Annotated in this window: 19 protein-coding genes and 1 pseudogene; 15 read left to right on the plus strand and 5 right to left on the minus strand. The window is 39.7% G+C overall.

Annotated elements, in window-relative coordinates:
• Nucleotides 1-539: 539 nt before the first annotated feature.
• From A4S05_RS31675 to A4S05_RS31700, 6 genes and pseudogenes are all read left to right on the plus strand, one after another.
• Nucleotides 540-1941: pseudogene (locus A4S05_RS31675) on the plus strand (IS110 family transposase).
• Nucleotides 1942-2045: 104 nt separating this feature from the next.
• Entirely contained in the window at nt 2046-3209 is a 1164-nt protein-coding gene (dnaN, locus tag A4S05_RS31680; RefSeq protein WP_069073740.1) for a DNA polymerase III subunit beta, read from the plus strand.
• Nucleotides 3210-4356: 1147 nt separating this feature from the next.
• Nucleotides 4357-5526: a PAS domain S-box protein gene (locus A4S05_RS31685; protein WP_069073741.1), complete on the plus strand. Its 1170-nt coding sequence runs from the start codon at nt 4357-4359 to the stop codon at nt 5524-5526.
• A 527-nt stretch (nt 5527-6053) separates the two neighbouring features.
• Nucleotides 6054-6884 (plus strand): dienelactone hydrolase family protein, encoded by an 831-nt coding sequence (locus A4S05_RS31690; protein WP_069073742.1) that lies wholly within the window; start codon nt 6054-6056, stop codon nt 6882-6884.
• A 156-nt stretch (nt 6885-7040) separates the two neighbouring features.
• Complete coding sequence (locus A4S05_RS31695; RefSeq protein ID WP_069073743.1) at nt 7041-7604, plus strand: leucine zipper domain-containing protein; 564 nt, start codon at nt 7041-7043, stop codon at nt 7602-7604.
• Between the two features lie 53 nt (nt 7605-7657).
• Nucleotides 7658-8035, plus strand: a complete 378-nt coding sequence (locus A4S05_RS31700; protein WP_069073744.1) for a C6orf136 family protein — start codon at nt 7658-7660, stop codon at nt 8033-8035.
• Nucleotides 8036-8368: 333 nt separating this feature from the next.
• Here the strand turns inward: A4S05_RS31700 and A4S05_RS31705 are convergent, their stop codons facing one another.
• Nucleotides 8369-9943, minus strand: coding sequence for a mechanosensitive ion channel family protein (locus A4S05_RS31705; protein ID WP_069073779.1), 1575 nt, complete (start codon nt 9941-9943; stop codon nt 8369-8371).
• A gap of 1080 nt (nt 9944-11023) precedes the next feature.
• Nucleotides 11024-13105, minus strand: coding sequence for a cation:proton antiporter domain-containing protein (locus tag A4S05_RS31715; RefSeq protein ID WP_069073746.1), 2082 nt, complete (start codon nt 13103-13105; stop codon nt 11024-11026).
• 774 nt (nt 13106-13879) lie between these two features.
• Here A4S05_RS31715 and bchM point away from each other — a divergent pair.
• From bchM to A4S05_RS31740, 5 genes are all read left to right on the plus strand, one after another.
• On the plus strand, nt 13880-14566 hold the full coding sequence (gene bchM, locus A4S05_RS31720) for a magnesium protoporphyrin IX methyltransferase (protein ID WP_069073747.1): 687 nt from the start codon (nt 13880-13882) through the stop codon (nt 14564-14566).
• 429 nt (nt 14567-14995) lie between these two features.
• A complete protein-coding gene (locus A4S05_RS31725; protein ID WP_069073748.1) occupies nt 14996-15475 on the plus strand; it encodes a hypothetical protein in 480 nt (159 codons plus the stop codon).
• 99 nt (nt 15476-15574) lie between these two features.
• Complete coding sequence (locus A4S05_RS31730) at nt 15575-15955, plus strand: DUF423 domain-containing protein (RefSeq protein ID WP_069073749.1); 381 nt, start codon at nt 15575-15577, stop codon at nt 15953-15955.
• Nucleotides 15956-16626: 671 nt separating this feature from the next.
• Nucleotides 16627-17517, plus strand: a complete 891-nt coding sequence (gene phnD / locus A4S05_RS31735) for a phosphate/phosphite/phosphonate ABC transporter substrate-binding protein (RefSeq protein WP_069073750.1) — start codon at nt 16627-16629, stop codon at nt 17515-17517.
• The gene (locus tag A4S05_RS31740) at nt 17477-19387 is read left to right on the plus strand and encodes a sensor histidine kinase (protein WP_256091303.1); all 1911 of its coding nucleotides are present in this window, start codon (nt 17477-17479) and stop codon (nt 19385-19387) included. The genes phnD and A4S05_RS31740 overlap by 41 nt, the downstream gene beginning before the upstream one ends.
• Before the next feature lie 91 nt (nt 19388-19478).
• Here the strand turns inward: A4S05_RS31740 and A4S05_RS31745 are convergent, their stop codons facing one another.
• Nucleotides 19479-20240, minus strand: coding sequence for a nucleotidyltransferase domain-containing protein (locus tag A4S05_RS31745; protein WP_069073751.1), 762 nt, complete (start codon nt 20238-20240; stop codon nt 19479-19481).
• 40 nt (nt 20241-20280) lie between these two features.
• Nucleotides 20281-20508, minus strand: a complete 228-nt coding sequence (locus A4S05_RS43815; protein ID WP_256091304.1) for a DUF6717 family protein — start codon at nt 20506-20508, stop codon at nt 20281-20283.
• Between the two features lie 388 nt (nt 20509-20896).
• On the opposite strand from A4S05_RS43815, the gene egtC reads away from it, so the two are divergent.
• The 4 genes from egtC (at nt 20897) to egtD (ending at nt 24339) form a co-directional block, all read left to right on the plus strand.
• The gene (gene egtC, locus A4S05_RS31755; protein WP_069073752.1) at nt 20897-21685 is read left to right on the plus strand and encodes an ergothioneine biosynthesis protein EgtC; all 789 of its coding nucleotides are present in this window, start codon (nt 20897-20899) and stop codon (nt 21683-21685) included.
• Complete coding sequence (gene egtB, locus A4S05_RS31760) at nt 21660-22970, plus strand: ergothioneine biosynthesis protein EgtB (RefSeq protein WP_069073753.1); 1311 nt, start codon at nt 21660-21662, stop codon at nt 22968-22970. Before egtC ends, egtB begins: the two co-directional genes overlap by 26 nt.
• Before the next feature lie 3 nt (nt 22971-22973).
• Complete coding sequence (locus A4S05_RS42245; protein WP_176727170.1) at nt 22974-23126, plus strand: hypothetical protein; 153 nt, start codon at nt 22974-22976, stop codon at nt 23124-23126.
• Between the two features lie 178 nt (nt 23127-23304).
• The gene (egtD, locus tag A4S05_RS31765) at nt 23305-24339 is read left to right on the plus strand and encodes an L-histidine N(alpha)-methyltransferase (RefSeq protein WP_069073754.1); all 1035 of its coding nucleotides are present in this window, start codon (nt 23305-23307) and stop codon (nt 24337-24339) included.
• A gap of 202 nt (nt 24340-24541) precedes the next feature.
• Here egtD and A4S05_RS31770 read toward each other — a convergent pair whose 3' ends face one another.
• On the minus strand, nt 24542-25948 hold the full coding sequence (locus tag A4S05_RS31770; protein WP_069073755.1) for a cobyrinic acid a,c-diamide synthase CobB: 1407 nt from the start codon (nt 25946-25948) through the stop codon (nt 24542-24544).
• Between the last annotated feature and the right edge of the window lie 193 nt (nt 25949-26141).

Raw genomic sequence — 26141 nt, forward strand, 5'->3', positions numbered from 1 at the left:
GCTCATTGGTGTCAACTTAACGCGAAACCGCACGTCCGCCAGGGATTGTAAATCCCTGTCTCATAGCTAAAGTCATCTTCAGATGACTAGATATCCCCAAAAATATTCAGTCTACTTCAGTAGACTTTAGCTATGAGCCAGAGAATTCATTCTCTGGCGGGTTATGAAGCCCGCAGCGAAGCTATTTCTAGCTTAAGTTGACACCAATGAACGCAGCGCCTCCCACACTCCCCACACCAGGGCTATTTCTCGCTTGTGAGCGGTTGAGGAGGGACTTCGTTTCCCCTCCACAAATATAAAAGAAACTAAATTCACAGGGATAAAAAGCACGGTATCCTCAAAAAGTACCCTGACAGTTAAAACCGAATTTTCAATGGTGCTTTATTGCCCGTTTGTGAGCGTGGTTCTGGGCTATAGCGAACAGAATATTGGTGAAGGAGCTGAATTAAGCGTACTATCCCGTTTAGAAGAATTACATATTTCTCGCAGTCCAGGTCAGGGTACACTTTCACTCTTGAATAAATAAATGGTTCTTCAGGATGTCAAAGCAGCAAAATCAACGAAAGCGAGCAAAAGGTAAAAAAATCCAATTCAAAAATATCGAAGAATTGGCACAAATAAATCTAAACGCAGCCGGAATTGATATTGGAGCATCTGAACATTGGGTCAGTATACCAGCAGGACGAGACGAAGAACACGTCAGATGTTTTAGCTGTTTTACATCGGATTTATATGCCCTAGCTGACTGGTTAAAGGAGTGTGGAATCACAACCGTAGCAATGGAATCGACAGGAGTCTACTGGATACCAGTGTTTCAAATACTAGAAACCAAAGGGTTTGAAGTCAAGCTAGTAAATGCCCACTTTATCAAAACAGTACCGGGACGTAAAAGCGATGTACTTGACTGCCAATGGATACAACAATTACATACCTACGGCTTATTATCAGGCTCGTTTCGACCCGATGACCAAGTATGCGTGCTACGCAGCTATATACGCCAACGGGATAATCTGATTCGTAGTAGCAGTACCCATATCCAACGAATGCAGAAAGCCTTATCCGAGATGAACCTGCATTTACATCAAGTCTTAAGCGATATTACAGGTGTGACAGGACTCAAAATTATCCAAGCAATCATCGCCGGAGAACGAGACCCTTCAGTTTTAGCTACATATCGAGACCGACGTGTAAAAAGCACACAAGCAGATATTGAAGCTGCTTTAACCGGAGACTATCGTCCAGAACATATATTTATTCTTTCTCAAGAACTGTATTTGTACCAAACATACCTTGCCCAAATTGAAAAATGCGACTTAGCAATCCAAAAATGCTTTGAGAGCTTTGAAGATAAAAATCAAGATCAACCACCTCTGAAGATTACTCGTAAAAGTCAAAACAAAAGGCGTAATGCACCCAACTTCGACTTACGCTCTCACCTTTACCGTATTAGCGGTGTTGATTTTACCTCAATTGATGGTTTAGATGTTCTAACAGTGCAAACAATCATTTCTGAAGTTGGACTCGATCCAAAACGTTTTAAAAGTGCCAAAAATTTTGTCTCCTGGCTAGGGTTATGTCCTGGTAGTCGTATTAGTGGCGGTAAAGCTCTTAGTTCTCAAACCCGCAAAGTTAGTTGTTAATCGTGCGGCCACTGCGTTTCGGGTTGCAGTTCTTTCCTTGATTCGTTCCCAATCTGCAATCGGTGCTTTCTATCGTCGTAAAAAAGCTCAACTTGGCGCTCCTAAAGCGATTACTGCCACTGCCCATAAGTTAGCCCGTATTTTTTATCACCTGTGGTCTACTGGTGAGCTTTATCAAGACCCTGGTGCTGATTCCTACGAACAAAAACACAAGCAGCGCATGATTAATCACCTCAAGAAAGCCGCTCAAAAAATCGGTTGCGATTTAATCGTTAACCCCACAGCACAAGAAGTTTCTTAGAAGAAATCCAGGATTGGGGCTACGCCTACGGACTAACTCAAAAACAGCGATCGCCTATGAGCAATAAGGGTGTTAGGATATCTTTCACCAGCTGAATCTGACTTATGAAATTAGTTTGCTCCCAAAGCGATCTCAGTACAAATCTCTCACTCGTAAGTCGTGCAGTGCCTTCACGACCAACTCATCCAGTACTTGCCAATGTGCTGCTACAAGCGGATGCTGAAACTAACCAGGTAAGTTTAACAGCCTTTGATCTCAGCTTGGGAATCCGCACCAGCTTTAACGCAGAGGTATGGCAAGGAGGTGCGATCGCACTTCCTGCTAAGTTACTTGTAGATATTACCTCTCGTCTTCCAGAAGGCGAAATCACTTTAGACGATGAATCAGCCCTCACAGGTGCAACACCCGGTGGAGAAGGTTTAATAGTTACACTCACACCCAAGAGTGGACATTATCAAGTCCGAGCAATGGGGCCTGAAGAATTTCCCGAACTACCTGTAATTGAAAATACCGAAGTAATCAATCTCACCACTGCTGCATTAATTGAGGGATTACGGGGTTCATTGTTTGCTACGAGTGGTGATGAAACCAAGCAAGTACTTACGGGAGTACATTTAACAGTTAAACAAGATACCCTAGAATTTGCAGCTACCGACGGACATCGCCTAGCAGTGGTAGAAACTAGCAACGAGCGTCCTCTAGGCGGAACTACTCAACTAGAAGTGACAGTACCAGCTAGAGCATTACGCGAACTTCAACGAATGCTAGCTCATAGCGCCTCATCAGATGAATCTGTAGCTTTATATTTCGATCAAGGTCAAGTTGTGTTTGCATGGCAAAATCAACGCTTGACTAGTCGCACATTAGAAGGGCAATATCCTGCTTATCGACAATTAATCCCCCGCCAATTTGAGCGACAAGTCACAATTGAACGGCGACAATTCGTCAGCACTTTGGAACGGATTGCCGTACTAGCTGATCAGAAAAATAATATTGTCAAGGTCAGTATTGATAGCGAAGCTCAGGAAATTACCTTATCATGTGAAGCTCAAGATGTGGGCAGTGGTAGAGAGTCAATGCCGGCACAGATTTCTGGGGAAAACATTGAAATTGCTTTTAACATTAAATATTTGATGGAAGGTTTGAAAGAGTTACCATCTTCCGAAATTCAAATGCATTTAAATCAAAGCCTAACTCCAGTGATTTTTACACCATTGGGTGGTTTGAAAATGACCTATTTAGCTATGCCTGTGCAACTTAGAAGTTAAAAAGAATAGTATATAGGACTCATATTTGATTTCTGAAAAAACTCAGTACAACTAAGAAGCCTTCTTTCCTGTTGCCTATTGCCTATTGCCTATTGCCTATTCCCTGCCTACGCAAATCAGTTCAGAAATCAAAGCGGATTCCTATATATAGTTCTGTATGACTGGCGGTGGATGCTTCGCAGCGTAAAGCCTTCTCTTTCAGAGACGCTAACGCGAACGGCATGGCTTCGCTTAGAGCGACGTAGGAGCGTCTGAATAATCGGCGTTTTTGCACCCCCACAAAACAAGAAAATTTGGTGGTGCAACAATTCCTGCGCCGGTCTGAATCCCCGACTGATAGCGTTCGCGTTGGCGGAGCCTCTCGTAGAGAAGCGTTAGCGAGTCTTGTCTACGACACGCTACACGAACGAGCGTCTTTATTCTGACTCCTGTTAGCGGATAGCTAAGGTTTAGCCCATTCTGACTCCTGAATTCTTCTTCAAGAATAATGAACGTATTCAGGATCACAAAGAAACTTAACTTAGGTTCTATATCTTTGGTAGTAGTGCCTTGATTCTTGTGATGGAAGTTGGAGAAAGTCTGATCAGTTATCGTAGGTAAAAATGGAAACAATTATCATTAAACAATCGTGAGAAATTAAGGTTGAGATTCGGAGTTTTCCGACTGTGGTATCTTATCTCATTTATCTATTAGTTATAATCTGGACTGGCTGAACAGTTTAGTCACTAATTAGCATAATTCTTAGATCAGCAGATTTGGTGATCCTATTTAGCTGAGTCGAGTAAATTTTCCCACCAGAGGTAGAAGTAATACTTCGCAATATGCCGTAATCTTTTTTGTAAAAAGCATCTGAGTGGCGAAAAGTTTTCAATGGACACCTTGTAATTTCCTAGATTCAATTTACTTTGAGCATCTAGGTTGAATGCGACACCTTTCATTTAAAAGACTGGCCCATCTGTAGTGCTATAGGACATAAATTGTCAAAAACCTAAAATAAATGTATTTTATAAGTTCAATTGAATAACAATTGCAGTTTACAACTAGTTAAATTTCTCATTCAGCAAAATTGGGAATGCTGCAATTTTTCCAAGAATTTATTTAGCAGATTTTTTGCTCAACCTCTGCAAGCAAGTAGCGGGAATTTAAGGTGAACGTAGAAAAATTTATCCAACGCGCAGAAGCATTGCATAAGCGTTTAGCAGATTTATACCAAACTGCGAATGTATTACCTTGGATTCCCGCGGATCTTCTGCCACAAGCTTTCAAGGAACTCTATAACACTTCAAAGATAGTACAATTAGCGGCGGAGGAACTGTATCAGCAAAATGAGGAACTATTACAAACACGGGATTGGTTAGAAGCGGAACGCCAACGCTATCAAGAATTATTCGAGTTGGCCCCAGACGGCTATTTAGTAACTAATACAGAAGGAATCATCCAAGAAGCTAATCTTACCGCAGCTAAGTTGCTGAATGTTTCAAAGCATTTTTTGGTGGGCAAACCAATGATTAATTTTGTCCTTTTAGAAGAACGTCAGCAGATTCGCAACGAACTCGTGCAGCTATCCCAATCAGACAGAGTTCAAGAGTTATTGGTACGTTTACAACAACATTATGGCGAGTTTTTTGATGCAGCTTTGACAGTGGCAGTTGTCCGCAATCACCAAGGTAAAGCAATTTCTCTGCGTTGGATAGTGCGTAATATTACTGATCGCCAGCAGCTTAAATCAGTAACAATTAAGAATGACAACGATCTTTTCAATACTCGTCCCATACATAAACACTCTAAAGGAGAAACTATTCCCCTCAACCCATTAGTAATTTGGTATGTTTGTCAGGGTTTGGTCAAACTCAGTACCTACAGTGAAACTGGTGAAGAACTGCTAATAGGATTGGCAACAGCAGGAATGGTTTTTGGCTCTAGTTTGACATCTTTAAACATTTACCAAGCAACAGCCCTATCGGATGTTGAGTTGGTGTCAATTTATGCGTCAGAGATAGCAGCTTCTCCAAATCTGAGTCATACTCTTTTACCAAAAATTAATCAGCGGTTACAGCAAACAGAATCTTTTTTAGTCATTTGTGGAAAACGACGGGTACAAGAGCGTTTGCAACATCTATTACAACTTTTGAAACGAGAAGTGGGTGAAACTGTGCCGGAAGGTACTCGCCTAAGTGTTCGCTTCACTCACGAAGATATTGCTAGCGCCTGCTGTACTACGAGAGTCACAATTACACGATTGATGGGCAAATTACAAGAGCAAGGTGTTATCAGTTTTGACTTAAAAAAACACATTATCTTGAAAGATTTTGATTAATTAGTTCGCTGGAGATTCCAGCTTTACGGCATAAAATTTATCTGATTATTTGGGGGACAGTAAATACTTCTACCAAAAGAATCGCTAGTTTCTACATCGATTACTTCCACAATTCTGGCGATTATTACAGACACTTCTACCTTTAGACATTCTCAACTCACCTTGGACAAAACCAGTCACTATCCACAGCATTCGGTTGTTAGAAATCGATGATTTGTACAGTCCTGTTTTGGCTGCAAACTCCTGATATGTTGGGATAAATCTCAATACAGTTCAGATAAGACCAAAACACTTGTAGAGACGGCGATTTATCGCGTCTCGAAAACCCAAAATTTTTGCCAGTTGCCCTTAACCCAAGGGTATTGGGATAAATCGGGAAAAATGAGGCGATCGCTCTTGATGGCGAAAACTGAAGTAGCAAAGACAGCTAGTATTGCAGTAAACTTATGGGTAAACCGTAGTATATCTCATTGTAGTACTGTACGGATAAGCAACAATAAAGTTTTCGCCAATTCAAGGTAGAGATGATGAAAGAAATAACACGCCGCAAATTTATCGCAACAACCACTCTGGCGACGGGTTTTGCCTTGGCAGTGCAACCCATTTCTGCCCAAGTCATCAGCACTGATGCTAAGGGGCTGGTAGCTGGTGCGGTGAAAATTCCCGTTAAAGATGGCGAAATCCCTGCTTACAGAGCAGCACCTGCTACTGGTGACAATTTTCCCATTGTCCTGGTAATCCAAGAAATCTTTGGTGTCCATGAGCATATTCAGGATGTCGTTCGCCGCTTTGCTCAGTTGGGGTATTTAGCGATCGCACCCGAATTATTTGTACGTCAAGGCGATGTCTTGAAATTAAGCAGCATAGACGAAATTCGCCCAATTGTTGCCAAAGTTCCAGATGCTCAAGTGTTATCCGATCTTGACGCTACGGTAAACTGGGCGGTGAAATCAGCTAAGGGTAATGCCGACAAATTGGGGATTACAGGCTTCTGCTGGGGCGGCCGCATTACCTGGTTATATGCAGCCCACAATCCCAAGGTGAAGGCTGGTGTGGCTTGGTACGGGCGACTCGTGGGCGATGCTACTGAACTTCAACCCAAGTATCCCGTCGATATTGCATCAAAACTGACAGTTCCAGTTCTCGGACTCTATGGTGGGAAGGATACAGGTATTCCATTAGATACAGTAGAGCAGATGCGCGATCGCTTAAAGTCCAGCAGCAGCAAATCTGAAATCATCGTCTACCCCGATGCACCCCACGCATTTTTTGCCGATTATCGTCCCTCCTACCGCGAGAAAGAAGCTAAAGAAGGTTGGAAACGTCTCTTGGCATGGTTTAAGCAGAATGGCGTGTAAGTCTGCGGAACATAGAAAAGCCTCCCGATCTGGGAGGCCCAAAGGTTAGCGCTATATCTGCCAGGATTTTTAGCAACCGTGAATGTACAACAGCACAACATGAATCAGCTGATGCACCTCTGCGCTAATCTAGAGGCTATATCTAAATAAAAGCTTATGACACCTGAAGAAATTGCGGGTACGCTCACAGAATTATTTGGTACATCGGCTGTTGTCGGCATTGCTCCTGGATCGTGGCAAGTAGACACTTCTACTTTTCGGCTATTGGTGCTGCTTTCCGAAGATAATACTTGGCTGCGAATTTTACTACCTATTCTGCCCATTCAAGAAGCCCAACCATTTTTAGAACAGTTCCTAGAAGCCAACTTTGATGACACTCAAGAAGTACGTTATGCTTTGCATGAAGGGGGAATTTGGGGGGTATTTCAACATAACAGTAGCACTTTAGTAAGTGCAGATTTATCCAATGCAATCAATCGTCTTGTATCTCTCTATCAGGCTGGATTAGATAATGTCTTTAATCGACTAATTGAAAGCCGCATCCGGCAAATTATTCAGGCAGCAAAACAGCAAGGACAATCTCTACAAGCTACTATGCAAAGTTTAGAACGCTTTTACGCAGAAGGAATGATGGGCGAAATAGACTCATCCGCAAAAGGGCGAGAAGAAGTCTTAACTGCTTGGCGGCGTCAGTTAGAACGTTTATGGAATGAGGGTTGATTCCAATTTTTAAGTTTTCCGATTAAAGCAATTTACAGATATATTTATCTATCATGGATATCATTGAAATCCTCAAAGAAGACTATCAAAGATTCCCCATCAATCAAACTTACAGTATTTACGCTCCAGAGGTTTATTTTAAAGACCCGCTGAATAAATTTCGTGGTGTTAAACGTTACAAAGAAATGATTAATTTTATCCAAACTTGGTTTTTAGATCCCAAGATGGACTTACATAATATTCAACGTTTAGGAGAGACAATAAAAACTGAGTGGACACTCAGTTGGAATACTCCTCTCCCCTGGAAGCCACGAATCTCTATTCCTGGTTGGAGTGAATTAGGACTTAACTCTGATGGTTTGATTGTCTCTCATATCGATTATTGGAAATGTTCACGCCTAGATGTGGTAAAGCAGCATTTTTTCTCGTGAAAAAATCGATGATTAAAATAATATGATGACTGTCGAAATATTCATAGTTTTTGGTATAACACCGGATTTGAAGTAGATATTTCGACCTTTTCCAAAGCCAGTTCTCACCGCGCACAAAAACCATTTTAAGAAAATTATCAGAAATTGAATGAGTTATACCAATTTGAAAAAAGAATGCGACAAATAGACCATTTGTAGAGACGCGATTCATCGCGTCTTTACCCAAGGATGTGTTGCAATCATTAATTGAATTGGTATTAGTACAGAAGAAAATTCACAAAAAATTACACGTTGGTGCATCTGATGATGCTCTTTTCTTTTAGAGTGATAGTATCAATTCTTAGAAAAACCGCAAATTTCAATTTCTTCTTGGCTAAAAGTATCCTTCAATATCTTGCGGAGAACACGCTGAATATGAAGATGTTTTCCAGGCTTGACTTTTGTCAGTGTCAGCAGCAATAGATTATTCTCACCAAAGTGTTCTAGTCCAGCTACGCGGGTAGGTTCTAGAACATCTTGTTCATCTGCTTTTAACTGCTGTCCTACCTTCTCAACGACTCTATACACATGATCTAAATTGGAGTTATATGAAACGCTAACTTCCACCCTTGCATATATATACTGTTTAGAGAAATTGACAATTGATCCGATATCTCCATTACGAATAATCTGCAATTGACCATCAGGATGGCGAAGGTGAGTGGTTCGCAGTTCAATCGCTTCTACAATCCCCTCAACACTTCTCTCTTCCATTTTCCCGGCTTCGACATAATCACCAACCAAATAATAGTTTTCAAACAAAATCAAAAATCCACAAACAACATCATTAATCAGGTTTTGTGCCCCAAGACCAACTGCTATACCCACAATTCCCGCACCTGCTAAGATAGGGGCAGGATCAATGCCAATCAGCCTGAGTATAGTAACTCCGGCAGTGAAGTAGATGAAATATTTGGCAAAACTCCGTATTAAGGGAATCAGAGTCAGCCGTTTCTGTTGCTGTGAGTCATTTAAATCTGTAGTTTTTAAGTAGAACTCATCCAGGATAAAGTAAACGACTTCAATCAAAACATTGCTAATAAAATAAACCCCAATAATCTGCACAATTCTAGGGGTATAAGCATTTATCCAAGCGATAGGTTCTATTTCTGGAACAACAAGATTTACTATGCCAACATAGAGAACATATTCCAAACATTTTTTGGAGAGGGGAATTAAGTTGCGTAAACGCTCATATAAACGTAGTAGATTGTTAGAACTAGAGTATTTAAGGCTCAGTGCATCGAGAGTATCAACAATGGTAGCAACAGCTTTAATAATGAGCAAACCAATTGTGATTATAATGTATATTTTTAAAGCAATGTAAAGATATTTGGGAACAACTTCTGGGATATAGAGAAATTTAGCACATAGAATAACAGAAGATATCCACAAAGTATGAATAATGATTCTTTTTAAGACTTTAAAAAAAGCCTCAATACTCTCATCGTTAGCTTTTATTTGATCGGCTTGCTTTGCGTAATCGCAGACCCAATCTATACTCCGCTTTAATGGTGGGATGCTAAATTTAACTAGCAATAGCAAACTAACACTTTTCAAGCTTGCCGTAAAAATATTGATCCAAAATTGGGTAGGAAGACTGCGAATTAGATTAAGTTGAAATTCCTGAATGTTTCCACCTCGATAAATCACCATCCCATTCAAGCCAACCAGCGCCAGACACATAATTACACAAATGAAAATTAAAATTTTACTGATGCTGCGGCGCAGAAAAGTGATATTTGCAGCTTTTCCTTGAAGCCATGAAACTTTAGTAACTTGCTTGAAGATTATGCCAATTAACCAGTTAAACAGCAAGAAAATAGTTATTAAAAATATGACTTCACTCAGGATGATTAGTATATTCATTTTGTGAGTATCAGTTGGTTTATTTGATGATTTGGGTTTCCAGATGACTAAACGCAGTCCCAGAAGTGTCACTGCTGTTGGTTGCTTGGGATCTAAATCTTGGCGTTGCTGAATCAAAATATGAATCAGGCGATCGCTACAATGAGACTTGTACCTCACATCTTGAGTCGTACTGAACCACACTTGAGATAATATATAGGAATCCGCTTTGATTTCTGAACGAATTTGCGTAGACAGGCAATAGGCAATCTTGCTACAGGCAACAGGAAAGAAGGCTTTTTAGTTGTACTGAGTTTTTTCAGAAATCAAATATGAGTCCTATATGACTTACATTTCTAAACACTCATGCTTAATTTCTTCTGAGTATCCTTTGAGTTCATAAGAATTATTGAAGAAGAAGTCAGAATTCAGGAGTCAGAATAAAGACGCGACTCGAAAATACTCACTACCGCGGACTCGCTTTACACTTCGCTTACAGTCGGGGATTCAGATCGGCGCAGGAATTGTTGCACCACCAAATTTTCTTGTTTTGTGGGAGTGCAAAAACGCCGATTATTCAGACGCTTCTTCGTCGCTCTAAGCGAAGCCATGCCGTTCGCGTTAGCGTCTCTGAAAGAGAAGGCTTTACGCTGCGAAGCACCGCCAGTCATACAGAATTCATTCTGAATTTTGACTCCTGAATTCTTACCAAGTTACATTATACTAGCTTGATAGTAAGCGCTGAGATCAATTATCTATTTATCCTACTTTTCCTACTTTTTCACTGGGTGTTTTGATGGTTGTCTTGCAAAAACTCTCTAAAGAAATTAAGTCCTTGCATTTACCTGAATTTGTACAAATGTAATTAAATAATGTAATATTTTAAACTTGTATAATTTATGACTTTTTGCTTGTGTGTTGCGAAAAGATTATCGCTTTATTAGAACTCTAAGTATTGACTATTAATAGTTGTGGAACTACTTATAATCAAGAACTTGGTTAAAATTAATGTGCGTGACTGCTGGATGCGATCGCTCTTGTCGATTCCCATTACTGAGCCAAAAGCGATCGCAACTGTTTTTACTTAAATTGACTCCAATATTAGGAATGAGGCTCTCCCAACACCACAATTGAGCACTTCAATTCTTGAATCATCTGCGTTGTCACTTCGCTAACGGCTAATCCCCCGGCTGTGCGATAACGGACGGAACGTAATACTGCTAAATCAAACGCCTCAGCTTCCCGAATTACGACTCTAGCAACATCATCACCCTTGATTGTTTGGATATTGGTATTCACCTGTAACTGGCTTTTAGAAGCGATTTCAGACAATTGAGACACAAATTTTTCGACCCGAATCGGGGGTGATTTGCGATCGCATACGTGTAACAGCACAACTTCCGCCTGATTAACATCAGCTAAAATTTGAGCAAACCGTAAAGCGCCGATGGTTTGGCGCGTTAAGTCTCCAACTGGTACAAGAATTCTTTTGATTGTCTTGGGACTGCTCAATAGGCGTGTGACTGCTACCGGACAGTGAGAAGACCAAAACACGCTATCAATGACATTACCAAATAAGCGGGCACGTAAACCTGTTGTCCGCGACCAACCCATCACTATTAAACTAGCATTTTGTTCTCGACTGGTACGGCTAATTGCCAAAGCTATATCATCATCAATCCGATTTGCAGGTGAAACTTCTACATCAAATTCTTGACTGATTTCTCTAGCTAAACTTAATCTTTGCTGACTGTGATCAAGTGCTGTTACTAATTGCGGATTGTCCATCTGAATATGCGCTCTAGTAATAGCTAATGGCACAATTCTTCCAGATTCATGACTAGCCAGCAATGCTGCCATTTCTATGAGATAGCGCTGGGTTTGGGGGTTGTAAATTGGTACTACTACAGTAAATGGATATGGCTTCTGTTCTACTAGTTGAGTTTCACTACTTTCCCACCAAGTTGTCAAACTATCTGTTTCAAAATCTGTCTGAGAAAGCTGTAACGCAGAAGCAAATCGTGCTGTTATTATGGGCCCCATAATTGCTGTCACCAGCATGAGGACAATCACACTGTTTAAAACACCTTCATTGATTAAGCGTTCACCAGCAGGATTTACCGTTTGATATGCAACTAAGGCTGCTGCTAGTGTGGCTGCTACCTGTGGAAGTGACAATGACCACATCGTTAGCAATTCTGCCGTATTGTAGCGGTATAACAGTTTGGCTAAGAATGCTGCAATAAACTTGCTGCCAATCAAAGCTACTACAATTACCACAGTCAGCCAAACTGAACTGAGAGTTCTTATAAATGCAGGAATATCAATCAATAATCCCATGTCCACAAAGAAACATGGAATAAATAAAACACTGCCAATAAACTCAATTTTTTCTTTGACAGGGCTACGTCCGAGAACATCATTAACTGCTAAACCTGCTAAAAATGCACCAACAATTTTCTCAATTCCAATTACCTGCGCTCCAACAGATGCCAAAAACAATGCTAGTAATATAAACAAAAACTGGTTACTTTGTTCATCCCCAGAGCGACGAAAAAACTCTTTTCCTGCCCAGTCAAAGCCAAACAGAACAACAGCAGAATAAATTGCTAATCCACCTAACAAAGTAGCTAAACTTAAAGCCGAGAATTGCCCCCCATGAATTCCAACACAAATTGCTAACACTAGTAAAGCACCTGTGTCAGTAAAAATTGTTGCACCAATCGTGACAGTTACAGCTTCATTTGTGACCACTCCTAAACGACTCACAATTGGATATGCCAAGAGAGTATGAGAGGCTAGCAAAGAACCAATGAGGACGGCAGTATTCCAGCTAAAATTGAATAAACGTCCAACAGCAATGCCAGCAATTAGTGGCACTAAGAATGTCAGTATACCAAAGCCAATTGAGCGATTTTTAGTTTTACGGAACTGCTCTAGGTCAATTTCTAAACCCGCCACAAACATCAAATAAATCTTGCCGATATCCGAGAGCAGATTGATAGTTTCAGACTCAGAATTTAACAGTTTTAATCCATTCTGTCCTAGTACTACGCCTGCTACTAACAAACCCACTAATCCAGGTAGCCGCAGTCGCTCAAAGATAGGAGGTACAGTAAAGATTACTGTTAGGAGAATTGTAAATGCAACGATAGGACTGTCTGTGAGCGAGTTCAGTGTCATATTTAATCAATCAGCCTAAATGGTAGATGTACAATAAGCATACGAAATCTTACTTAAAATTTTTGTATACTCAGTTTCATTAGTGACAGTCCATTAAATTTTTAACAGGATAAATGTTGCGATCGCAATGTCAATTCTATCTTAAGGAGGGATTTTTTACATCCATAGATATAAATATCGATGGAATTTTAACTTACAAAATTTATGGATATTTAAATGAATATAGATAATATTGAGCGCTTATCAATCGTCAAACCATAGAAAAATAGAATTTTTTGTTTATATAAATCAAATATTAGCTTAACAAGGATTGAAAGATAAAAATAATGCTAACAATTAGCGAAATTCAAACATAAAGTTTGGTAATCGAAAGCAATGGAGAGCAATCGAATAAGTCTCACCATCTACTCATTTATTTGGAAGTAATTTGCTGTTATATGCAAAGGGTATAGCTAAAATCGATGAAACCCAAGTTGAAGAAGAATACAGAATTCAGAATCAATATAGTTGGTGATATCCTACCGGAAGCAAACTACAGACCCGCCACGAGTTGTAGAACACTAAATTTTATTGTTTTGTATGGAACTTCAAACCCGTTGATTATACAGCTTGATTTTTGCTCGTCTGGCTGGAATTCGGCATTCTAACTTCTTTGTGTACGTAAGTATCTTTGCCTATGAGTGAACTATCATCTGGAAAAATCTGGAAGAGCGCTCTTATAGGTTCCTATCAATGATAATTTTAAGCATTGGGAACTCCTAAAAATCAAAGTTTATGAACGCAGCCGACGACAAAACGATTGTTCGCGAGTATTTCAATTCCACAGGGTTTGACCGTTGGAAGCGAATTTACGGCGATGGCGAAGTCAACAAAGTCCAACTAGACATCCGCAATGGACACCAGCAAACCGTGGATACAGTTCTCGGCTGGCTGAAGGCTGATAACAATTTACCAGAGCTATCAATCTGTGATGCTGGATGTGGTGTTGGTAGTCTCAGCATTCCTCTGGCGGTAGATGGTGCTAAAGTCTATGCCACCGATATTTCGGAAAAAATGGTGGAAGAAGGCAAGGACAGAGCAAAGGAAACTTTGGGAAATGGTGAAAATCCCACTTTTGCTGTGCAGGATTTGGAATCGTTGAGTGGTAGTTACCATACCGTTATTTGCTTGGATGTTCTTATCCACTACCCCCAAGAAAAAGCGGATGAGATGATATCTCACCTCTGTTCTTTAGCACAGTCGCGGATAATTCTCAGTTTTGCACCGAAGACCTGCGCCTTGACTATACTCAAGAAAATTGGCAGTTTTTTTCCTGGGCCAAGTAAAGCCACTCGTGCATATTTGCATCGTGAGGCTGATGTCATGAAAATTTTAGAAAGTAATGGTTTTTCGTTGCAACGAGAGTCGATGACTCGGACTCGTTTTTATTTTTCCCGTCTGCTGGAAGCTACACGTAAGTAGACCTCTTGCAAAAGTCCCTTAACAGCCCACCCCCAGCCCCTCGTGCGGGGAGGGGAGACTTTGAGGTAAGTCAAAGGCGGGGTGGGGTTCTTTTTTTGATTTATGCAAGAAGTCTAGTGAAGTTAAAATTGCAGCAAGATAGTTTATAGGACAATACAGTTCAGATAAGCCCAAAACACTTGTAGAGACGGCGATTCATCGCGTCTTCAAAGACAAATTATCTACATCAGTAACCTTAACTCAACCGTATTGGTTTATAGGATATAGAACATACATAGATGCGAGAATCCTAGTATAACTTTGCTGCAATTTGACAATTTCAAGGGTTATTATCGGTAAATATCGCATTTGCCAAGTAGATTGACATACTGGAACCTTTCTGAAAGTCAGGTTAAAATCGCTAGCAAAGTGTAAATCTGAAGTGAAACTATGAAGACTGCTGAAAAATTAGCTGCGGGCTGGCTACTGACACTCGGATTCATGTTTGTAACGCTATCAGCAACAGCGGTATTTGAAAAACTTGCTACGCGTAAAGTGATCATACTACCCAAAGACGAGTATGAGTTTAACGCACCAAATACTACTTATGAAGATGATAATGCTGCTATTGGTGGTATAATTTTTGGCGTTCCTACCTTAACACTGGGCACATGGCTAGCATTGGGATTGTATCGTCAAAGTCGGCAGGAGAAAAAGGCGATTAATCAACAACATAGCGATCGCTTGCAATCGATTTTTTATGAGATGCTACAAGAAAATCATGGGCGTGTAACTGTTTTAGGCTTTGCAATGCAGTCACAACTACCCGCAGCCAACGCCAGACAATATTTAGATGAAAAAGCTAAAGAATTCAATGCAAACTTTAAGGTGAACGAAGAAGGGGCTGTATCATATCATTTTGATGTCTAATTGTCATTTGTCCTTTGTCCTTTGTTATTGTCCCTTGTTATTAACTAATGACTAATGACTAATGACTAATGACTAATAATAAACTTACGGCTAAGTGTAATGACGCAGATTTTTTTGAGCGTAGCTGCCATTTTAGGCGGTTTGTCAGTTGCGGCTGGTGCTTTTGCTTCCCATGCCTTGCGGGAAAAAATTAGTGAGCGATCGCTAGAAATTTTTGAAACTGGCGCTCGTTACCAAATGTATCATGCTCTGGCACTTTTCTTAGTAGCCATACTAATTAGTCGTACCGAGTCCCCTCAACCTACTCTCATCGCCAGTGGATGGCTGTTTCTCATTGGCATAGCTATTTTCTCCGGTAGCTTGTACGCCCTTAGCTTAACCGGTATTAAATCCTTGGGAGCGATCGCACCACTAGGCGGTATAGCCTTTCTTAGTGGTTGGGGTGCTTTAGCTTTCGCTGCTTGGAATTTGAAGTTGTAAAAAAGTTAGGAGTTAGGAGTTAAAAACTCTTAATTCCTAACTCCATTTATGGCCAAATTTACTCATTTTTATAGCAGATTTTATATTAATAGAACATATTTGAAGAAGAATTCAGAAGTCAGAATTCAGGAGTCAGAATAAAGACGCTCGTTCGCGTAGGGTGTCGTAGACAAGACTCGCTTTCCGCAACGCTATCAGTCGGGGATTCAGACCGACGCAGGAATTGTTGCACCACCAAATTTTCTTGTTTTGTGGAGGTGCAAAACGCCGATTATTCAGACGCTCGATTACTCGCTCTAAGCGAAGCATCCCGAAGGGTATACGCTGCGCTATCCGTCAGTCATACAGAAAACATTGCTGTTAGCGGATAGCTAAGGTTTAGCCCATTCTGACGACTGACGCCTTTATTCTGTTCGATAAACTTTCATAAAACCCGTATCAGCGATTTTTTTATGTGCAAAATAATGAGCAGCGATTTCTGATAGTTAGGTATTTTTTATAAAGTGGGACACACCTAATATTTTCCAACAAATAGAATTACTAAATCCATAAAACTTATTTCCGTAATATTACAGAAGCCATGAATAAAAAAAAGCAATAACCTGCATAGGAGACATATATACTAGCAAATAGCAGCTAAAAAAATTACATTTGTAATATCATTCAAACCTATGAAACGGCGCAATCTGCTTTGGTATTCGCTACTGTTTGCTACTGGCTGCACAACAGGATTAAATTCTACTAATAATAGCTCAGATCAAATAGCAATAACTGCACCAAAAAATCTTAAATTTGCAGTTACAGATGTCACTGGAATTGAAGATTTAAAACGAGATTTTGGAATTTTTCGCACTACATTAGAAGGAATATTAGGCATAAAAGTTGAGTTTTTTCCTGTAGAAAATCCCACAGCAGCAGCACCAGCATTGTCATCCAGAGAGGTAGATATTGTATTTGCAGGGCCTTCAGAATACTTGATTTTAAATTCTAGGGCAAAGGCTATTCCTATAATTGCTATTGAGCGCACAAACTACCATTGCATTATTGTAGTTCGTGCAGATAGCAAAATTAAATTATTATCTCAATTGAAAGATAAAACAATTGCTATGCGAACAGTTGGCTCAACTTCTGGACATATTGCTCCCACAAAGCTACTAATAGATGCTGGATTAGATCCAAAAACTGACTTCAAAACTGTCATGTTGGATGATAAGGGAGTACAAGCATTAAAAAAAGGTGAGGTAGATGCCTGGGCAACTGCATCTGACAGATACGAAAACATTCTGGAATCTGAGGGCTTAATTGAAAAAGATTTTTCTGTAATATTTAAAGGGCCATTACTTCCCAATGATGTATTTGTTGCTAGTAACCATTTTGCATCTAGCTTTATAGCAGATATGCAATCCCGCATGATTAAGCATCAAGATAAACTAATTCAAAGTTTGGTCATAGCTAAAGCGAACCAAAAGTATCAAGGAGGCAAGTTAGTTCTAGCAAACGATGCTGATTATAATATGATTCGTGAAGTTTATCAAAAAATCGGACAGGGAAACTTTTTATAATAAATTATTCGATAAATTAATGATAATTAATACGAAAGAATACTTGAAAAGAATTTTTAGTTTTCCTCATCAGTTAAGCGATGATTGGAGCATTGCTAAGAAAATTATTTATGGCTACACTGTAGCAATTAGTATTGCTTTTATAGGCACAACAAGTGGTTTGTTAATTGCATACCGCTACGAAACTATTGCCCAAGAGCAGTTGAATTTATCTTATCAGCAACAATCTCTATTAAAAAATTTAGAAAATACAATAACTAGAGTAAGGCTCCATCCACAAAGGTTAGTGACTGTATTAGAAAGTAATATTTGGGTAGAATTTGAAAAAAATAAATTCATCGACGAAATTAATCAGGTTAATCAACAGTTATCTGAACTACAAACATTTATAAATAACCATCCTCATAATTTGACAATAAATAATATAGATTTGTTAAATTTATTGAATAGTTATCAAAAAAATACCCAAAAATATACTCAAAAAGTAAAAGTTTTTTGGCAGCAGATTGAACAAAATAAATTATCCACAAACGAAGTAAAAGGTAAGCAGGAACAACTATTATTTTTTTTTCATCAAGAAGGTAATATTTCGGTTGAGTTTGAGAAGCTGTCAGACGAATTAATTCGGATTATAGGATATGCTGAAATTCAAAAAAAGCAAGCAAATGCTAGTTTTAGTAGTGCCCAAAAATTGAGAATTAAAGTTATTGTTGGAAGTATGCTGCTATCGGCTGCGATCGCAGTTATACTGGCAGTATATACCAGTCAATTAATTGCACGTCCCCTACAAATAGTTACTAACGTTGCCCGAAAAATTACGGAAGAGTCAAATTTCCAACTCAGAGCTAATATTACAAGCAACGATGAAGTAGGAACATTAGCTACTTCTCTTAATCAATTGGTGGAATGGGTGGGAGATTACACCCAGGAACTCAAGTTAGCTCACCAAAGTTTAGAGCAACGCGTAGAAGAACGAACTCAAGAACTAGAACTAGCTCGTCAAAGTTTAGAGCAACGCGTAGAAGAACGAACCCAAGAACTTCAAAAAACTCTGCAAGACTTAAAAGAAGCTCAAGGGCAATTAATTCAAACAGAAAAAATGTCTTCTCTTGGACAAATGGTAGCAGGTATAGCTCATGAAATTAATAATCCTGTTAACTTTATTTATGGGAATATTGAATGTGCTAGTGACTATACTCAAGATTTGCTTAATCTAGTGACTTTATACCAGAAACAATACCCAAATCCTATTTATTTAATAGAAGAAAATATTGAAAATATTGATTTAAATTTTATTCAAAAAGATTTGCCCAACCTACTTGATTCTATGAAAATTGGCGCTCAACGTATTCGGGAAATTGTGTTATCTTTGCGGAACTTTTCCCGATTAGATGAAGCTGAAATGAAAGAGGTCGATATTCATGAAGGCATTGATAATACTCTGTTAATTCTAAATCATAGACTTCAACGAGAAATTGAAGTAATCAAAAAATATGGGAAATTGCCTTTAGTTGAGTGTTATCCCGCACAACTCAATCAGGTATTTATGAATATTCTGAGTAATGCGATAGATGCTCTGCTAGATCAAAAAACTCATTCAGTTGAAACTAAAAAAATTATTATAAATACATTAAACATAGATAATATTTATATCAAAGTAGGGATAAGAGATAACGGCTCTGGAATTTCACCAGAGATTAAAAATAAACTATTTGATCCTTTTTTCACAACTAAGCCAGTGGGTAAAGGTACTGGATTAGGCTTAAGTATTTGTTATCAGATAGTTGATAAACACAAAGGTAAAATAGAAGTAATTTCAGAATTAGAACAAGGAACAGAGTTTGCAATCATTTTACCTATTAAAACATAAACAAACTAGTACAATTATCTATAAGTAATATACAATTTAAATTTACTAAAATTCTGTATTTTAAAACAATCATGAGCCAAAAGTGATGAACTCATGATTCATAGCTTCTTGTTCTCAAATGTACCAACAAATTATGCAAAGCCACATTTGCTGAAGGTACTTCAGGTAATGGGCTAGATTCATACGCCTCCTGCAACTTATTACGCAGACGCTCATATTCTCTTTGATGAAAATTTATATTAAAATCTGACAAAATAGACCTTTCTGTACCTGCTAACTTTTGGGCGATTAAATCAGGAATATATGGTAAATTAAACACCTCATTGAGATTAATTAAATTAGCTTCGACTATCCCTGTTTGCATCAGATAAATCCCAGTTAGCAGAACTCGATAAACATAAAGTAATGGCTTAATCCTATACGCTTCTTCTTTCTCAAAAAGTTTCCATTGTGTCGTAGCAAAACCAATATAATGGTAGCTATGATGACGGGTAATGCAACTTTTGGCAATAACTTTCAATTCATCATGTTCGGGTGAAGTTGTTAATATTAAGGGTGAGTACAGTTGTTCTAACACATAGCCATTCTTTTTAAGTAGCATCAAAAATAATTTTTTGACATCATGAGTGACTAAATCAATTTCTAAAGATTCACGAGTTTCTGAAACTTCAATAGTTTCATTCCCCGTCTCTAATCCCACCACTTCTGTAACTGGTAAAATATGCACACCACGCAAGTCATAATCAGAATCAGCTGACGGAAAACCATATAAGTGGGAACCACTGATAGTTGCAAATAAAAGTGGGTAAGGCTGTTGTCCAATAATTGTTATAATAGAGTTTGGAATCTTCATAATATTTTCTTATGTTAAATTAAAATTTTTGAGATATTCTCTACAAATAAGGTCTTTCAGCTTTACAACATATTTTATTTGGCGGTTCACTAAAGTATTTGAACAAAGCTGGACATAGCCAACCTTCCAATTTATGGCTCTCCCAGTAATACCAATAACCGTTATATTCTGCTCTTAACCAAATTAGTTCAGCTTGATAACCAGGAAAGGGATTTGCGGAAAATAACAGTTTAAAGCCTTTATCAACATTAGCAATACCATCAACCAAAATATCAATTATTTCGGGTACGCCACTGACAAATGGTTCTTAGATTAGTTCCCTTCGCTCATCATCAAATACCCATGTTTGATTATGTCTATATGGGAAAATTACCATTATTGAGTTAGGCATCAGTCATTGGTTCTTGATTATTGCTAATTAGTCTTTATTATTTGTCTATTTTGTTGAATACTACTCCTGAAGTTCAAAATTACGCCAAAATAATACAAGTTTGTATAAAACATTAGCAAACTAAATGTTTTGTGTAGTGAGGAGGTCAATACGGTGATATGAGGTAGCACTTGTTAACAAGGATAGTGCAAATTTATCCAAAAATCAGCTAATTCTCAGTCAAAAAGCTTACTTTATACAGCTATTGGGAGCAAATACTTTAATCATGTGCCGTTTACTTGCTTACCTCGGTTCGCCTGTTTCTTTAGAATATCTTCTGTATAAACCAGAACACTCACTGATAGTCCAGAGTTATCAACCCCGCGAAATGACCTCTGGGGTAGTAAATGCAGATGGCTTCGGTGTGGGTTGGTATCATAGTCAAAAAGATACTGACCCTTTTATCTACAAAAATACCCTGCCTATTTGGAATGATATAAACTTACCCAGTCTCAGCCGTTACGTTGAATCAAAATGTGTACTTGCTTATGTCCGCAGTGCTACACCAGGCCAAGCTGTAGATTTTGCTAATTGTCAGCCCTTTAACCATCAACAACAACTCTTTATTCACAATGGACGAATTGAAAATTTCCACAAAACATTACACAGAAAAATCCGCAGCACTTTAACCCAAGATTTTTACGAGAAAATTAATGGCAGTACTGACTCTGAACACATTTTTGCTTTATTACTTTCACAAAGTCAAATCAATAAACATCGACCTCCAGAATATGCTTTACGCAACACATTATTAACGCTTTTAGAGATGGCAAAACGCTATCAAGTAGAAGCCTCACTCAACATAGTTTTTAGTGACGGACATCGCCTGATAGCTTCTCGGTTTGCTACTCATTCACCAGTTCCATCTCTTTACTGGATACGAGATGATCCGACTTTCCCAAATTCTGTAATTATTGCATCCGAACCTCTATTTATAGGTAATTGGATTGCTTGCCCAGAAAATAGCATTATTAGTGTGGGAGCAGACTGTGAGATCCAAATTGAGCAAATCTAGTGTGAAAGAGGTTATTTTTCAAGCCTTTTATGAATGTCGTCTGCAAACTTTTGCACTGTTCCAGGATATGGACGAAGCCACATTCTGTAGTCAGCCTCATCCTGACTTTAGCCCTGTTGGCTGGCACTTGGGGCATATTGCCTATATCGAGTCTTTATGGCTGCTAGAGCGCAGTGCAGGTAGCCCTTGTTTGTTTCCGCAATACCGTAAGCTGTTTGCAGCCGACGGTTTACCCAAATCAGAACGTGTTCATTTACCAAACTTAGAGGAAATTCGTTATTACCTAGACACAGTTAGAGAAAAAGTTCTCGAATACCTAGAAGTAGCTGACATTGAGCAGCAAGAACGTCTATGGCACTTTTTGATTCAGCACGAAAGTCAGCACTGTGAAATTATTAGTTTTGTCTTGGAATTAAACAAGAGGCAGGAGGCAGAATTTGTTACTCTCCACGTCCCTCCATCCTCCACTCCTTTTACCGAAATGATTCAAATCCCAGCAGGCGAATTTGAACAGGGAAGCGACTCAATTGATGCACTAGATAACGAGCGCCCTGCCCATCGAGTGTATTTAGATACGTATCTGATTGACCGCTATCCTGTGACTTGTGGACAGTATCGTGAATTCATCGAGGCGGGAGGCTACCAAAATTCTCAGTGGTGGTCAGAATTAGGATGGCAATGGTTACAAAAAGAATCAGTGAGCCAACCGCTTTATTGGTGCAGTGATGCCTACGGGGGCAAGCTACGCAGTTATGATAATCACCCGGTTTGCGGTGTTAGCTGGTATGAAGCCGAGGCTTACTCCCGATTTGTGGGTAAGCGGCTACCCACAGAAGCCGAATGGGAAAAAGCAGTCAGTTGGGATGCACAGACTAATAGTCACCGCACCTATCCTTGGGGAGATGAAAAACCAACCGTCCAACAGTGTAATTGCGTAGGCGTAGCCCATCGTAGACATCGCCTAATTGGTAAGACAACAGCAGTAAATGCCTACCCTGCTGGGCAAAGTACCTATGGTTTGTACGATACTCTCGGCAATGTCTGGGAGTGGACAGATTCCTGGTTTGATGGCTACAAAGGTTTCCAAAGTTACCCTTACACAGGTTACTCGCAAGTTTATTTTGACCACCAGCACCGTGTTTTAAAAGGCGGTAGTTGGGCAACTCGTTCTTGGGTACTGCGTTCTAGTTTTCGTAATTGGTATCATCCCGGTGTACGCCAACTTTTCGCAGGGTTTCGCTGTGCTGCTGATGAAAAACACCACCCACAAGGGGGTGGGGAATAGGGCATGGGGAATAGGGCATGGGGAATAGGGCATGGGGCATGGGGCATGGGGCATGGGGAAGAGTCACCAATGCCCCAAGTCGGCGGTTGGCTATCCCTCTCCACGCCACTTGCGGGATGGAATTTCTCGCCGACTTTCGATGAAGTAACGGGTTAGTAATAGCACTTAAACGCTTACTTGCTGTCATTTGAATGGGAAAATCGCTACAAATAGGACTAATGCTTGAGTAATATTGCTCAAGCATGATTTTATTAGCTATGACAATGTGTTTCACTTATTGGGGTAAAGGTCTGCCATAAAAGGTAACTTATTACCCCAAGCATACGGAGGTTTAATGTCGATATCTAAAGCTGTTAACAGCAAGGTTACATCTCAAAGCAGCGTTGAAAAACGCTTGCAGATAGAACGTTTGGTAGGAGCAAGCCAAATAGTTGCACCTAGTGCTGGGAGTGATGTGGTTAAGGGATTAACTCAAACACCTAAATCTCTACCCCCTTGTTACTTTTATGACGACCTTGGTTCTGATCTGTTTGAGCAAATCTGTTATTTGCCAGAATATTATCTTACACGCACAGAAACGACGATATTACAGCAGTTTGCTAGTGAAATTGCCCAGATAACTGGCCCTTGTGAATTGGTAGAACTTGGCAGTGGCAGTTCTAACAAAACCCGCATTTTACTGGATGCCTACCAACGGCTAGGCTATCCCCTGCACTACCTACCAATTGATGTGTGTGCAGGTATGTTGGAAAGTAGCGCCAAGCAGTTATTAGGAGATTATCCCTTCCTGCAAGTTTATGCACTGGCGGGAACCTATGAATTAGCCCTTGCAAAACTCGTACCGACGCAATTACCCAGTCGGATGATTTGTTTTATTGGTAGCACTTTAGGTAATCTTACACCTGATGAGTGTGATGTGTTCTTCTCTCAAATTACAAATGCTTTACAAGTAGGTGAGTATTTATTATTGGGGATAGATTTACGAAAGCCGAAACAGATTTTGGAACCAGCCTATAACGACAGCCAGGGAGTAACGGCAGCTTTTAACCTTAATATGCTGGAGCATTTAAATCAGCGGTTTGAGGGGAATTTCGATACCACGCAGTTTGAACACTGGGCGTTTTACAATGAAAGCGAACATCAAATAGAAATGCATTTACGCAGCTTGCGATCGCAAATTGTAGAATTACGCGCTCTTAACCTCAAGGTTAATTTTGCCCTAGATGAGACTATCCTCACCGAAATTTCTCGCAAATTTGACCTTAATACTATCAAACAGCAACTCACCGCACAGGGTTTATTACCTCTTCATGTGTGGACAGATCCAAATCAATGGTTTGGTTTACTGCTCTGTCAACTGCAAGCATAAAGCAAATCAGGTATGTCTCACATAATATAGCGGTTCTCAATTGAGTCCAATATAGACCAATACGGTTCGGTAAAAGGGGAAAAGGTTTTAAATACATCCTTTACCCCTTCCTTAACCTTTTCCCAGACCATAAGGAAAGTGAAGAGGGCATTTTCTTGCTAAAGCGTCTAAAGTTACAGAGAAATACTTTTCAAACATCCTCTTAAATCCATGTTCCTGAAGATGCGACTTTCAGACATTCTTTAATAAACTGCTGGGGAATTTCTCGACTTTCTCCCCAATGCAGATGAACATAAGAAGCATGAACATTTGCAGGTAAACCCCATCCCTCACATCCCATATTTTCTTCACAATCGTAGCGAGAAGTTTCAAATAGCGGCTGAGTGGGAGTTAAGGTTAAATGGGAACGATGAAACTCATGTCCATAAACAGTTGTATTTGCTTTAACTAACAGATTATCTTGCAAAGCTACTGCGCGACGATATCCTAAAGTTAAACGCCCTCCCATCACAGCAGATGTCGGTAAAACTCCCGCCATTGGCCAAGATTTACCCTCAAAATCGATAATTTGCTCACACAAATACATCAATCCTCCGCATTCGGCAACTGTAGGCATTCCTTTAAGTATTGCCGTTTTGACTGCATCACGAACGCTGGTATTTTCTGCTAATTGCTGGGCAAAAACTTCCGGGAAACCACCGCCAAAATACATTCCCTGCACATTTTTGGGTATGTCAGCATCTTCTAAAGGACTCCAGAAAACCAGTTCTGCGCCAAGATGTTGCAGCAAATCGAGATTGTCTTGGTAATAGAAATTAAAAGCGCGATCGCGGGCAATAGCAATCCTGACTGATGATAACGGAGGACAAGGGGGATGATGGGGCTGAGGGAGAGGTTCTGATTTTAACAGGGGTAATAAGTGTTGCCAATTGAAGCAAGTATCTCCTAAATCGGCGAGACGATTGATTAAAGCGTTAAGTTCGGGAAGTTCTGCTGTAGGAACTAAACCTAAATGGCGATCGGGAATTGTAATGTTATCTTGACGCCGCAGCACGCCGAGAATGGGTAATTGTAGGGGTTCTAGAGAATCTTTGAGGAGAGAGAGATGGCGATCGCTCCCCACGCGATTTAATATTACCCCAGCTATTTTAATTCGGGGATCAAAAGATCGATAACCGTGAGCGATCGCAGCTACAGAACCAGATAAACGACTGCAATCAATCACCAACACCACAGGTAAATCTAAAAGCCGCGTAATGTGGGCAGTACTCGCAAAGTCAGTTTTTTGCTTTTCTTGCCCATGCCCCATGCCCCATTCCCCATGCCCAATTCCATCAAATAACCCCATTACCCCTTCTATTAGGGCATATTCACTTAGTTGGCTATGACGGGCAAAACATTGCTGAACGTAGGCTTCAGAAGTCAGTACGGGGTCTAAATTCCGACAAGGAAGACCAGTTACGTGTCGATGAAACATTGGATCAATGTAGTCTGGGCCTACCTTGAAAGATTGCACCAAGCGATCGCGACGACGTAAAGATGCTAAAAGGGTGAGCGTGACTGTTGTCTTACCCACCCCACTACGTTCTCCGGCAATGATTAAAGCCATAAATGAAACAAATGTGGTTTTTATACCAATTAAAAAGCAGAAAACTAGCCAATTAGGGGAGTTAATCTGAAAAAGTTTGTCTAATAATGACTAATAGCTAGAGATTATACCAATTTGAAAAAAGAATGCGACAAATGGTCTATTTGTAGAGACGCGATTCATCGCGTCTTTACCCAAGGATATGTTGCAATCA

The organism is Nostoc sp. KVJ20, assembly GCF_001712795.1.
Lineage (GTDB): Bacteria > Cyanobacteriota > Cyanobacteriia > Cyanobacteriales > Nostocaceae > Nostoc.